Below are 13,938 nucleotides of genomic sequence, written 5' to 3'. Positions count from 1 at the left end.
TCAGCCAAAAAGCTGCCTTGGGAACCCTTCGCGCGTTTCGGCGCAGCGAATCTAGCCCTGTCATTTGTTATTTACTTTCACTAGCAACCGTAAATTCTTCCGGATCGTGGGTATCCGCTTGGGAGATGATGCCCAAGAATGCGCATTCTCACCTCGTAAAATGCGAAACATCCACCTTTCCGAGTGCATGCTTCCCAGAGAACGGCCACGATTGTGGCGGCCAGTTCCCTTTGCACTTTCGTTAGCAACCAGATGACGTTTATCTCATACGCGCAGAACTTCGAAGACGTCATGCTCTGGCGCGCACTCGGGCACGTGCCTGCCGGGAGATACATCGATGTGGGCGCCCAGGACCCGGTCGTCGATTCGGTCAGCAAGGCGTTCTACGAACATGGCTGGCGCGGCATCCACGTCGAGCCGGTCCCCCGTTACGCGGACATGCTGCGCCGCGACCGCCCCGATGAAACAGTGTTGCAATTGGCACTGTCGGATCAGGCGGGCATTCTCGAACTCAACGTGTTCGAGGACACCGGTCTGAGCACCGGCGTCAAGGAGTTCGCGGACAGCCATCGCACACAGCATGGCCTCGCCCACCGCACCGTTGCGACGCCGATGCTGCCCATGAGCACCGCGTTCGCCTCGCTGGCAGGACAGCCGGTGCACTGGCTCAAGATCGACGTCGAGGGGCTGGAAGAGGCTGTACTGCGCGGCTGGGACAGCGAAACGCTGCGTCCCTGGATCATCGTCATCGAGGCGACCGTGCCGATGTCGACCGAGGTCCGCTACCAGGGCGCCGAAGACATCCTTCTGGCTGCGCGCTATGAATTCGTCTACTTCGACGGCCTCAATCGCTTCTACCTTGCTGCCGAGCACCCGGAGTTGAGGCACGCCTTCTCATCTCCGCCCAATGTGTTCGATGGCGTCCGCCTCAGCGGTCTGGCCAGTTCCGAACTGTGCCGGGGCCTGCTTGAATCCCATGGTTCCGAAACGAGCATGCTCGGCGAAACGATCCGCATCCTGCGCGGCGAGGCTCTCGAGGCGCACGCCGAGTCGCAGCGCAGGCAGCACGAGACCGAGATGCAGGCGCGGCGCGACGTGCAGGCAGCATTGGCCGCGCTCCAATCGGCCGAGTTGCAACGCGGCACGATCCAGCATCGGCTGGATGCCGTCATGAACAGCACGTCCTGGCAGGTCACGGCTCCCCTGCGCGCGGCGGGCACATTGTGCCGCCGCTTGCTATCCGCGCTCAGGGAGGGCAGGCTGGGCAGCGGCATCAAGCGCCGGATCAAGGCTGTGCTGCGCCGCTGCGCTCTTGCCGTGATGCGCCGCCCGACACTCAAGCGCGGCCTGCTGGCCATCCTCGACCTGGCGCCGCCCCTGCGCCGGAGACTGAGCGCCATGCTCGCGCCCCCGCCCGCCGCGCCGCAAGGTGGCGCCATATCTGCGGAAGCCTTGTCCACCATGTCACCCGCCACACGCGCCGTGTACCAGGCACTGAAGGCGGCCAGCGGAAGCGAATGAGAGCGCCGCGCTCGCTGATTCCCGTATTGCTACAGCTTCCCCTTCGTCACAGAGAAAGAGCGCATCGCTCGGAGTACCGCAAATGATCATCGTCACCGGAGCGACAGGCTTCATTGGATCGAACCTCGTCGCCCACCTGAACCAGCTGGGTCACACCGACATCGTCATCGTCGACTGGCTCGGTACCGGCGAGAAGTGGAAGAACATCGCCAAGCATCGCTTCGTGGAGTTCGTCTTCCCCCAGGACTTCCAGGCCTTCCTCGAGAAGAGCAGGGGTGCAGTCGAAGCCGTGTTTCATCTGGGCGCGATCTCGTCGACCACTGCGACGGATGGCGACGAAGTCGTAAGCAACAACATCCAGTTCTCGATGAACCTCTGGAACTGGTGCGCCGCCAGACAAGTGCCGTTCTTCTACGCATCATCGGCCGCGACCTATGGAGACGGCGACCAGGGCTTCGACGACACGCAGGACATCGCCCCGCTTCGTCCCCTGAACCTCTATGGCTGGTCGAAGCAGGCATTCGACCGCTGGGCGCTCGGGCAGCAGGACAAGGGTATCGCGCCGCCCCGCTGGGCCGGCTTCAAGTTCTTCAACGTGTATGGCCCCAACGAATATCACAAGGCCGACATGATGAGCATCGTCGCGAAGAACCACTCGCGAGTGATGGCCGGAGAGCCGATCCACCTCTTCAAGTCGCATCGCCCGGACTACAAGGACGGCGAGCAACTGCGCGACTTCGTCTACGTGAAGGACTGCTGCAAGGTCATGGCGTGGTTCATGGCAGGCGCACGCCAGAGCGGCATCTACAACCTCGGCACCGGTTCGGCCCGGTCTTTCCGCGATCTCATCGAAGCGGTCGGCACGGCCAGCGGCATCAAGCCCGACATCCAGTACGTGCCCATGCCGGAAAACCTCCGCGGCAAGTACCAGTACTTCACGCAGGCGGCGATGCAGAAGCTTCGCGCAGCCGGCTATGACGAAGCCTTCTACTCCCTCGAGGAGGGCGTGGCCGACTACGTGAAAGGCTATCTCAACACGCCCGACAAGTTCGCCTGATATGCAGCAGCCCTCTTCTTCCTCTCCCGCAAAGCCGCGCATCCTGGTCGTCGGCGACATCATGCTCGATCGCTACGTGATCGGCGAGGTGTCGCGCATTTCACCGGAGGCTCCGGTTCCGGTGCTGGCCGCCAAGCATGAAGAGAACCGGCCGGGTGGGGCCGCCAACGTGGCGGCCAACATATCCGCGATGGGTGGCGACGCGACCCTGCTGGCAGTGGTCGGCGAGGACAGCGCCTCGACGGAGCTCGATTCCTGCCTGCAGCGCTACAACGTAAACACGTTGTTCGTGAAAGACCCCCAGGGCGGTACGACGCAGAAGACGCGCCTGGTGGTCGGCTCCCAGCAGATCGCGCGTGTCGACCGGGACGTGCGGCCCACGGGCCAAACGCAGCAACGGTTGCTCGAGGAGTTCGAACGCCAAGTGAAGAGCTATGACCTGGTGGTCTTCTCGGACTATGCAAAAGGCACGCTGGACCGGCTGCCGGAATTCCTCGAAGCAGCAGCCAGGCAAGGCGTGCCGACGCTGGTCGACCCCAAGCGGGTCACACCGGCGTTCTATCGCGGGGCCTATCTGCTGAAACCGAACAACAACGAGTTCATCGGGCTCTTCGGCCCCTACGGCTCCGAACAGGAACTGGTGGCCAAGGCCAGCGCCGCTATCGATGCGCTGCAGCTGCAGCACCTCGTGATCACTCGTGGCGCGAAAGGCATGGTCATCGTCAGCGCGGGCGGCCGCACGGATTTCGTTCCTACACGGGCACGCGATGTCTTCGATGTGTCCGGTGCGGGCGACACGGTGCTGGCGGCTCTGGCCACGGAACTGTCGGCCAAGCGCTCCATCTCGGATGCCGTTCACCGGGCCAACGTTGCGGCCGGCATCGCGGTATCGCATCCCGGCACCTATGTCGTCAGCGAGCAGGAGATCGAGGCGGAAGCCAACGACTTCAGTCACGAACACCCCAAGGTGCTGACCGAGGATCAGCTCAAGATCGCCCTGGTCAACCCCAGGCTGCACGGCAAGAAAATCGTGTTCACCAATGGTTGCTTCGACATCCTGCATCCAGGCCACGTCCGGCTGTTGAAGGCCGCGCGCGCATTGGGCGATGTCCTGGTGCTCGGACTGAACTCGGATGATTCGGTCCGCAAGCTGAAAGGGCCGAGCCGGCCGATCAACCATTTCGCTCATCGCGCGGAAGTTCTGGCCGGTCTCGCATCGGTGGACTACATCGTGGAGTTCGACGCGCCAACCCCCCTGGAAACCATCCAGTACGTGCTGCCTGACGTTCTCGTGAAGGGAGGCGACTACCCCGTCGCCGACATCGTCGGCTACGGCGAAGTGACGGCGCGCGGCGGACAAGTGCTCGCGCTCGACTTCCACGACGGCTATTCGACGACCAGGATCGTCGACGAGATCAACAAGACGCGAAAGTCGTAACCCCGGTGGAAAATTTCGAAGAGCTGCGCGCACGTGCCAGCAACTGGTTGAGCGTCGACGCACTGCCGCTATGGGTCGATCGTGGCTACGACGACAAGTTCGGCCTCTTTCACGAAAAACTCGATTTTTCGGGAGGCCCGCTGGAAGAGCTGCCACGACGCCTGATGGTGCAATGCCGCCAGCTGTATGTACTGGCCCAGCTGAGCTTGCGTGGCATGCGCGACAACCGTGTATTGATCGAACGCACATGGCGGCAGGTAAAGCACTGCTTCTACCGAAAGGAACTGCCCCACCGCTGGGCGTTTTCCATCGATGCCCGCGGCGAGATACATGACAGCAAGTGCGATTCGTACACTCTCGCATTTCTGGTCTTCGCCCTTGCGTGGCTCCACCGGCTGAAGCCGGATCCGTCCTATCTCGCTCTGGCCGACGAGGTGTTCGCGGTACTCGAAGGCCCTCTGGCAGCCAGCAAGGGCGGCGTCATCGACGCACTGCCGCGGCCTGACGATTTCCTGCGCCAGAACCCGACGATGCATCTCCTGGAGGCCTGCCTGGCGCTCTACGAATCCGCGGGCCGCCCCCAGGATCTGGCTCGTGCCCGCGAACTTCACGCGAACTTCTCCAGGCACATGCTCTGGCGGTCACAGGCCGCATTGCCCGAACAGCATGACGACGCCTGGAATGCCGAAGGCATTGCCGACAACTGGTACGAGCCTGGCCACCATTTCGAATGGGTGTGGCTGCTGCGCCGGTTCTCCATGCTGAGCGGCGTCAAGGTCGATGACGACGTTCGACTCCTGCTATCGCGAGCAGAGCGAGAAGGTATCGATGCCGAAGGCTTTGCGGTCGAGCGGGTCGGCATTCTCAGCGGGGTCCCGGTAGGCAGCCGGCGCTCCTGGGGCACCTGCGAATACCTCAAGGCCTGTGCCGCCGAGGCGGAGGCGGCGCCCGAAGATGCGGGCATGTGGCGGGAAAAGGCAGCGGTTGCCCTGAAAGCGCTATCCACGGGCTTTCTCTCCGTCACCCCCTCGGGCCTGTGGCGAGACCGCGTCGATGCCGATGGACAAACGCTTTCGGTGGATGTGCCCGCAAGCAGCCTCTACCACTTCGTCTTCGCGCTCATGGAGTGCGAGCGCGTGTTCGGCCGCATCCTGCAGAGTCCGCCTGCATTCGCGCCGGTCAAGGCACCCGCGCTGTTCCTTGACCGCGACGGCGTGATCAACATCGACACCCGCTACCCGAGCAAGCCCGAAGACATCACGTTCGTGGACGGGGCCGGCGACGCCATTCGGCTCGCCCAGTCCCAGGGCTACAAGGTCGTCGTGGTGTCGAACCAATCGGGGGTCGCACGCGGCTACGCGAGTGAGGCACAGGTGCTGGACTTGCACCGCTGGATGGCGGCACGCCTCCGGGAGAAAGGTGCCCACGTCGATGCCTGGTATCACTGCCCTTTCCATGACCAGGCAAAGCTTCCGGCCTACCGGCATGAAGATCACTTCGATCGCAAGCCGAATGCCGGGATGATCCTTCGCGCCGCGCTGGACATGAACATCGACCTAAACCACTCGCTGCTGATCGGCGACAACGAATCGGATGTCGTTGCCGCCTCCCGTGCGGGCGTTCGAGGCCATCTTTTCAAGGGAGCGAACCTTTTCGAATTCGCACAACCGCTGGTGGAAAAAATCCGTACCTCGGTCTCTACACCTGTCACACCAAATCAATCGTAGATCCGATGCGAATCATCATTGACATGCAGGGGGCCCAGACCGAAAGCCGATTCCGCGGGATCGGGCGGTACAGTCTGTCGCTGGCACTGGCCATTGCGCGCGTCGCGCGGAAGCACGAAGTCTTCCTGGCGTTGAACGGGCTGCTGCCCGACTCCATCGGCGCCATCAGGGAAGCCTTCGCAGACATTCTGCCGCGCGAGAACATCAGGGTCTGGAATACCCCGGGCCCGACGCGAGAGCTCGACCCCGCGAACGGCACGCGCCGGGAAATCGCGGAACGTGTGCGTGAAGCATTCATTCTGTCGCTCGAACCGGACGTGGTGCTGGTGACGAGCCTTTTCGAAGGACTTGGCGACGATGCAGTCGCCAGCCTCGGCCGCTTCGATGCGAAGACGCCGACGGCGGTGATCTTGTACGACCTGATCCCGCTGCTCAATCCCGATATTCACTTTCGTTCCAGCACGCTCCGGCAGGAGTACTACGCCCGGAAGATCGAATCACTCAAGCACAGCAAGCTCTTGCTGGCCATCTCCGAAAGCGCCCGCAGCGAGGCGCTGCGCGGGCTTTCATTCGCTCCCGAGGACGTAGCGAACATTTCGGGTGCGTGCGATGTCTCATTCAGGAAAATCGCGCTGACCGAGGCAGAACAACAGGCCATCCGCACGAAGTTCTCCATCCTGCGGGAATTCGTGCTCTATACGGGTGGCGCGGATGAGCGGAAGAACCTTGCCCGCCTGGTCGCGGCCTACGGGAAATTGCCGGCGGACGTTCGCGCGGCTCACCGGCTAGTCATGGCCGGCCGCATGCCCAGCGGCGAAATCTCGGCCTTGCAGGAGCGGGCCAGGGAAGCAGGCCTGGGAAGCGAAGAGCTCGTCTTCACCGGCTACATCTCCGACGAGGAGTTGCTTGCGCTCTACAACATGTGCAAGCTCTTCGTCTTTCCGTCTACTCACGAGGGCTTCGGGATTCCGCCGCTCGAAGCCATGTCCTGCGGCGCAGCGGTCATCGGGGCGAACAGCACCAGCCTGCCCGAAGTCATCGGCTCCAGCGAAGCAATGTTCGACCCGGAGTCGATCGATGCCATCAGGGACAGGATGCACCAGGCCCTGACGGACGACGCGTTTCGCGCGCTGTTGCTGCGTAACGCGGAAACGCAGGCGGCCGCATTCTCCTGGGAGAAGAGCGCCCGCAAGGCAGTCGAGGCCCTGGAACGCTTCGACCCACAGGCGACAAGAGGCGATACGCGTCTCTCCCGCATCGAGAAGACGACCATCTTCCAGCCGAGCACCAAGCGCATCCTCGTTCTCAAGCTCGATCACCTGGGGGATCTGATCCTCGCGATGCCGGCCATCGCCAAGCTGAAGGCACGTTACCCCGCCGCGACACTCGAGATCGCAGTGGGCGGCTGGAACCTCGAGCTGGCGAAGATGTTCCCCTACTTCGACAAGATCCATACGCTGGACTACTTCAAGAAGCAGTCCGCGAGCCAGGCATCGATAGCGCAGGAGGAGCTACGCTCCTTCCTTTCGCAGATCGGTACATACGACATCGCCATCGACCTGCGCAGACAAAGCGACACTCGCTTCGTGCTGAAGGGAGTCAAGGCCGAACTGAAGGTCGGCTACCAGACCTTCGACCCGTCGATCGACTCGAATCTCGACATTGCACTGGAGGCAGTCCAGGATGCGCCGTTCGTCGAAACCTCGATGAATCGCACATCGATCAGCAACCAGATGCTCGCGCTGGTCGATGCGCTTCCTGCCGATTCCAGCGACTTCATTTCATTGCCTCGCCTCTTCGATTCCACAGAGAGGAAAAAGGGCGCCATCGCACTCTTCCCATATGCGGGGAACGACGTGAAGGAATGGGAGATCGCGAAGTTCCAGACGCTCGTGTCCAGGCTATGCGCCTCTGACGGGGTGAAGGAGATCAATATCTTCTTTGCTTCGCCTGCCGAAGCGCAAAGACACGCCTTCGAGCCTTCCCCCAAAGTGATCGCACATGCGGGACTGAGCATTCCCGCGCTGATGGAGTCGGTTGCCCGGAATTCCATCTGCATCGCCAACAATTCGGGCGGTGCCCATATCGCGTCCTACCTGGGCCTGACGGTGATCGGCGTCTACGGCGGCCACGAAACGGCAGCGGAATGGGCCCCAGTGTTCCCGAACAGCTTCGTCATCCATCGGGAAGCCGATTGCTCTCCCTGCCACATTGCCACACGCGCCGACTGCAGGTATCAGCTGCACTGCCTGTCCGACATTTCAGTCGACGAGGTGTACGGCCTTGTCATGGCGGCGGTCAATTCGACAGCCATTTCGACTTCGGAGCCGGTGCTGACGGCCAAGGCCATCAAGAATCAGCTGGTTGCCGCACTCGGCCCATTCCTGCATGACCGAACCGACGGCGAAGTCGCGGCAATTGCCCAGTGCATCACGGCGAACATTCGCCCGAACAATGCCGGCGCACGCATCTTTGTCGATATCTCGGAGCTCGTACACCGGGATTCCAAGACCGGCATCCAGCGCGTGACGCGGAGCATTCTCAAGGAGCTGCTCGAGAATCCGCCGACCGGCTTCGAGATCGTGCCTGTCTACGCAACGATGGCAACCAAGGGCTACTTCGCCGCGAGGAACTTCCTGAGCAGGTTCAGCGGCAAGAACCCACAGCACAGCGTTCCTGACGAGGCCATCGACTTCTACCCCGAGGACATCTTCCTCGGGCTGGATTTTCATCCGCACGTGGTATGCGCACAGAAGAATGCACTGGATGCCATGCACCTTGCCGGCGTCAAGGTGCTCTTCGTCGTGTATGACCTGCTGTGCGTTCAGATGCCTCAGCATTTCGTCGAGGGCACCGTCCAGGGGTTCGGTCAATGGCTGGACACCATCGCGGCCTATGACGGCGCACTATGCATTTCGAAGTCCGTCGCGGACGACCTCTCCGGCTACATGCAGCGGGCCCATCCAGCCCGCTCGAAGCATTTCGACATCGGCTGGTTCCACATCGGTGCAGACATAGAAAGCTCGAACCCGACCAGGGGGCTGCCGGCGAATGCCACGCAGACGCTCCATTCGCTGCAGGCGCGCCCCAGCTTCCTGACGGTGGGCACTGTCGAACCGCGCAAGGGACATACCCAGACCCTCGACGCCTTCGAACTGCTCTGGTCGCGCGGATTCGATGCGAACCTGGTCATCGTGGGCAAGCAGGGCTGGCTCGTCGACAGACTGGTGAATCGGCTGCGCAATCATCCCGAGGCAGGCAAGCGGCTTTTCTGGCTCGAGAACATCAGCGACGAATACCTGGAACGCATCTACAGCGTCTCGACCTGCCTGGTAGCAGCTTCGGAAGGAGAGGGATTCGGGCTGCCCTTGATCGAAGCCGCACGCCACAAGATTCCGATCGTCGCCCGGGATCTGGCAGTCTTCAAGGAGGTGGCAGGGCAAAATGCATACTATTTCCATGGAATCACGGCAAATGCGCTGGCGGATGCGATCCAATCCTGGACCGTGCTGTTCAGGGAACAGTCTCACCCGAAATCCGACGCCATGCCATGGCTGACCTGGCGCCAGACCACGCAGGACCTGCTGAAGCTGGTTCGTTGCGCCGATGCTGGTACCGGTGCCCCTTGTATCCAATCCAAACCCCTCGAAGAGTTGAGTCATGAGTAAAAGAGCTGTCATCACTGGAATCACGGGCCAAGACGGGGCCTATCTGGCGGAGCTTCTGCTGGCCAAGGGCTACGTTGTCTATGGCACGTACCGCCGCACGAGTTCGGTGAATTTCTGGCGTATCGAGGAACTCGGCATCCAGAACAATCCCAACCTGCACCTGGTCGAATACGACCTGACTGATCTGGGCAGCTCGCTCTCCCTGATCCGCGACACGGCGCCGGACGAGGTCTACAACCTCGCGGCCCAGAGCTTCGTTGGCGTGAGCTTCAACCAGCCCTCGGCCACAGCCCAGATCACCGGCGTGGGTGCGCTGAACCTGCTCGAAGCCATCCGTCTGACGAATACCAAGATCCGCTTCTACCAGGCCTCGACCTCCGAGATGTTCGGCAAGGTCCAGGCTGTGCCGCAGGTCGAGGACACGCCCTTCTACCCGCGCAGCCCCTATGGCGTCGCCAAGCTCTACGCGCACTGGATCACGATCAACTACCGCGAGAGCTATGACATCTTCGGCTGCAGCGGCATCCTGTTCAACCACGAGAGCCCGCTGCGCGGCCGCGAGTTCGTGACCCGCAAGATCACCGACAGCGTTGCCAAGATCAAGCTTGGCAAGCTCGACGTGCTGGAACTCGGAAACCTCGACGCCAAGCGCGACTGGGGCTTCGCCAAGGAATACGTCGAGGGCATGTGGCGCATGCTGCAGGTCGATGAGCCGGACACCTATGTACTCGCGACCAACCGCACGGAAACCGTTCGCGATTTCGTGAGCATGGCCTTCAAGGGTGCCGGCATCGCCGTCGAGTTCAAGGGCAGCGGCGAAAGCGAATCGGCCGTGGACACGGCTACCGGCAATACGGTGATGCGCGTGAACCCGAAGTTCTACCGTCCGGCCGAAGTCGAACTGCTCATCGGCAACCCGGCAAAGGCCAAGCAGAAGCTCGGTTGGGAGCCGCAAACCACTCTGGAACAGCTGTGCCAGATGATGGTCGAAGCAGACCTCGAGCGAAACAAGAAGGGCTTCTCGTTTTGAAGATCTTCCTGACCGGCGCGGACGGATTCACCGGTCGCTACTTTGCCGACCGGGCCACCGCTGCCGGGCACGACGTGATCCCGATGCAGGCGGACCTGACGAATCGGGAAACGCTGGAGCGGGAGGTGCTTTCGGTACAACCCGAGGTTGTCGTTCATCTGGCCGCGATCAGTTTCGTCGGGCACACGGACAACAGCGCCTTCTACGCGGTCAATGTTGTCGGCACGACGAATCTGCTCGAAGCGTTGACGCGGTTGCCCTCCGCGCCGCATCGTGTGCTGCTCGCCAGCAGTGCCAACATCTACGGCAATAGCGAGCAGTCGCCACTGGCCGAGACTCAGCCGCCGGCGCCGGTCAACCATTACGCGATGAGCAAGCTGGCGATGGAATACATGGCCAGGACCTTTGCCGACCGCTTGAATCTCGTGATCGCGCGCCCGTTCAACTACACAGGCCGCGGCCAGGACGTCAACTTCGTCATCCCGAAACTCGCCAAGCATTTCGCCGAGAGAGCGAACTCCATATCGCTTGGCAATCTGGACGTGGAACGCGAATTCAACGATGTGCAGTTGGTGTGCGATGCATATCTTTGCCTCATGAAGTTTGGCCGTCCCGGCGAAGCCTACAACGTGTGCTCGGGCCAGCCCCATACCCTGCGCGAGGTGATCGCCTGCTTCGAAAAGGTCACCGACCATCGAATGGATGTCGAGATCAATCCGGCCTTCGTCCGCAAGAACGAGGTACATCGCCTCTGCGGCAATCCCGACAAGCTGAACGCCCTGCTGCGTGACTGCGGCGTCAACATCGCTCCGCCCACGCTTTCGGAGACCCTGGCGCGGATGCTCTGACACATATTTGCCAAGACAGCGCGGAGAGCCCATCAACGAACCTCGTATCCCCGGTTTTCCGCTTCGATCAACCATAACAGCATCATGAGCCAGTCCATGTCGACGACTCTTTATCGAGGGCAGCGCGTTGCGCTGATCGTTCCCTGCTACAACGAGGATCCCACCATCGCCGGTGTGATCAGAGGCTTTCGCGCAGCCATGCCTTGCATCGAGATCCATGTCTTCGACAACATGTCGAGCGACAGGACCGCTGAATTCGCGAGAGCCGAAGGCGCTCATGTGAGAACGGTTACCTTGCGCGGCAAGGGCAATGTCGTGCGGCGCATGTTCGCGGACACCGAAGCGGACGTCTACGTGATGGTGGATGGCGACGGAACCTACGACGCGTCCTCGGTCTGCCGGATGGTGGACAAGCTGCTCGACGAGGGACTCGACATGGTCGTGGGATGCCGGGAGACCAGCGCCGAAGAGGCTCAAGCCGCCTATCGGCGAGGTCACCAATGGGGCAACAGGATGCTCACCGGAAGCGTCAAGGGCATCTTCGGTGGCGATTTCAACGACATGCTCTCGGGATACCGGGTCTTCTCGCGGCGCTACGCCAAGTCCTTCCCGGCGCTGTCGCGAGGTTTCGAGACCGAAACCGAGTTGACGGTACACGCCCTCGAACTGCGCATGCCCTATGGGGAGCTGATGACGCCGTATGGATCGCGTCCCGAAGGATCGGCCAGCAAGCTTTCCACCTATCGCGACGGCTGGCGCATTCTCAAGACGATCATCCGGCTTCACGCGAGCGAACGTCCCATCGCATTCTTCGGTGCGTGGGCGGCCGCGTTCTGCGTTGCCGCGCTGGTGCTGGCCTTTCCCCTGCTCGTTCAGTATCTCGAGGCAGGAAATGTCCCTCGACTGCCTACGGCGGTGCTGTCAGCCTCGCTCATGCTCATGGCCATGCTCGCACTGACCTGCGGGCTGATTCTGCAGAACATCACTCAAGGCCGACACGAAATGAAGTGCCTGGCCTTCCTGGGTATTCCGGCCAACCGTGCCGATACCACTGCCGGGCACTAAGCAAATGAAGTTCCTGAGAGAGACGAGAGTCCCGATCTGGCTGATCCTGGGTCTGGGCACGCTGGTCTATTGCTACTTCTATTTGAACCACCCTGCGCTGCCGGGCAACAACCTCGAGTACCCCCGCGGGTGGTGGGGCTGGTTCGATCAAGGCGAGTACATCAAGGCTGCGGCGGCCATCGGGGTGGGTGATTTCTCTCCCGCCAAGCACGCCTATCCGCCGCTGTACCCGGCGATCGGATCGGTCTTCCTGTCGGTTCTGCCAGTACATCCGTTCTTCTTCTTCAACCTGCTGGGCCTGCTGGCGTTTTCGTACGTTTTCGTGGCGTTCGCAACGCGCTACGTGTCGCAGCTCGAGGCATTCGTACTGCTCGCGATTTCGCTTTACTTCAACGAAATCATCATCCTCAATTTCGCCATCCCGTGGACGACCACAGGCACGGCGCTGATCTACGCGGTGACCATCTATCAGCTTCTGCAGAAGTCCAAGCAGGAGAAGTTGAATGACGGAATGGCACTGGCGAGCATCAAGGCATTCGTCTTTTCGGGAATCTTCAGCCTGCTGGCTATTCTTCGTCCGGTCGATGCAGGAGCTGCTGCCATTTTCTATCCGGCCTACCTGTACTTTTCGTACAAGAGCCTGAGTGGAACATCAGCCCCCAGACGCAACGCGCTCCTATTCGCTCAAACGATCGCACTCGGTGCGGGCCTGCTCATCGGGATAGGCCTGTTCCTCCTGTTCAACCTGGAAGTTCACGGCCACATACTAGGCGGCTATTTCAAGTCGACGGCGGTCGGGTCCGGTTACTTCCCGCTGGAACTACCGAGGAAGATCTTCTCGCTGGTCTTCGATTCGAATACGGCCTTTCTCGAGCCCAACGGATCACTGGTCACGCACTTCCCATGGCTGGTACTGAGCGTCGTGGGCCTGGTTGCGTCCCTGGTACGTGGGTCCGCACTGCTTCGCATGATGGCGGCGGCGATCTGCCTGCAGTTCTGCCTGTACGCGCCCTATGGCGACTTGCTGCCGAATGGTGTCTATCGCTACTACAACATTCACTACTTCAAGTGGATGTTCCCTTATCTTGCATTCTTCGGCTGGCTCGTGGTTCGCTGGGTATTCGAAGGTTCCGCCGCTCCGCGGGCCAAGAATCTCGCGATCCGCCTGCTGGCGGCTGTGATCACGGTCGCTGCCGTGCTGGCGGTGCAGTACAAGGTCAAGCCAGCATCGCCAATCGCCATCGAACAGGTTGGTCCGGGTAACACCATCTCCTTCTCGGCCAACGGGGACGGTATCGACTTCATCGATTTCTACGGCCTGGCCGGCGGGTTCAATGAAATTTACCTCGGTGACCACCATATGCTCGCCGACGGAAAGCCGCTGAGCCGCGTCAGGGAGTTCCGGCTACTGCCTGCGCCCTGGGGAGTACGAGTCTTCTTCAACCGGCGAGTGCGGGCCAAGGAATTCCTGCTCACGCCCGACAAGGGGGTCAACCCGCCCTCCGGTGAGCTGAAGATAAAAGCCTCGACCTACCGATTCAGTCTCGGCTGGCCACGCCTGGTACACGACAACCCGCAATAGCC

Annotated in this window: 9 protein-coding genes; all 9 read left to right on the top strand. The window is 61.4% G+C overall.

Going from position 1 to position 13,938, the window contains the following annotated elements; genetic code table 11:
- Positions 1-252 precede the first annotated feature (252 nt).
- The 9 genes from BMY35_RS32095 (at position 253) to BMY35_RS32055 (ending at position 13,936) form a co-directional block, all read left to right on the top strand.
- A complete protein-coding gene (locus BMY35_RS32095) occupies positions 253-1,521 on the top strand; it encodes an FkbM family methyltransferase (protein WP_093207286.1) in 1,269 nt (422 codons plus the stop codon).
- Positions 1,522-1,603: 82 nt separating this feature from the next.
- Positions 1,604-2,578 (top strand): ADP-glyceromanno-heptose 6-epimerase, encoded by a 975-nt coding sequence (rfaD, locus tag BMY35_RS32090; RefSeq protein WP_093207283.1) that lies wholly within the window; start codon positions 1,604-1,606, stop codon positions 2,576-2,578.
- A gap of 1 nt (position 2,579) precedes the next feature.
- Positions 2,580-4,016, top strand: coding sequence for a bifunctional D-glycero-beta-D-manno-heptose-7-phosphate kinase/D-glycero-beta-D-manno-heptose 1-phosphate adenylyltransferase HldE (hldE, locus tag BMY35_RS32085; RefSeq protein ID WP_093207281.1), 1,437 nt, complete (start codon positions 2,580-2,582; stop codon positions 4,014-4,016).
- A 5-nt stretch (positions 4,017-4,021) separates the two neighbouring features.
- Positions 4,022-5,743, top strand: coding sequence for an HAD-IIIA family hydrolase (locus BMY35_RS32080; RefSeq protein ID WP_093207278.1), 1,722 nt, complete (start codon positions 4,022-4,024; stop codon positions 5,741-5,743).
- A 5-nt stretch (positions 5,744-5,748) separates the two neighbouring features.
- Positions 5,749-9,411, top strand: coding sequence for a glycosyltransferase (locus BMY35_RS32075; protein ID WP_093207276.1), 3,663 nt, complete (start codon positions 5,749-5,751; stop codon positions 9,409-9,411).
- Complete coding sequence (gene gmd / locus BMY35_RS32070; protein ID WP_093207273.1) at positions 9,404-10,441, top strand: GDP-mannose 4,6-dehydratase; 1,038 nt, start codon at positions 9,404-9,406, stop codon at positions 10,439-10,441. Before BMY35_RS32075 ends, gmd begins: the two co-directional genes overlap by 8 nt.
- Entirely contained in the window at positions 10,438-11,289 is an 852-nt protein-coding gene (locus BMY35_RS32065; RefSeq protein ID WP_093207271.1) for a GDP-mannose 4,6-dehydratase, read from the top strand. The genes gmd and BMY35_RS32065 overlap by 4 nt, the downstream gene beginning before the upstream one ends.
- A gap of 84 nt (positions 11,290-11,373) precedes the next feature.
- Positions 11,374-12,354 (top strand): glycosyltransferase, encoded by a 981-nt coding sequence (locus BMY35_RS32060; RefSeq protein WP_256230214.1) that lies wholly within the window; start codon positions 11,374-11,376, stop codon positions 12,352-12,354.
- A 4-nt stretch (positions 12,355-12,358) separates the two neighbouring features.
- Positions 12,359-13,936 carry a hypothetical protein gene (locus BMY35_RS32055; protein WP_093207266.1) on the top strand — a complete coding sequence of 526 codons (1,578 nt, stop codon included), beginning with the start codon at positions 12,359-12,361 and terminating at the stop codon, positions 13,934-13,936.
- The last annotated feature ends 2 nt before the right edge of the window (positions 13,937-13,938 follow it).

It is taken from the genome of Variovorax sp. YR750, from assembly GCF_900109805.1.
GTDB lineage: Bacteria > Pseudomonadota > Gammaproteobacteria > Burkholderiales > Burkholderiaceae_C > Variovorax > Variovorax gossypii.
This window is presented reverse-complemented; position numbering and strand designations above follow the sequence as displayed.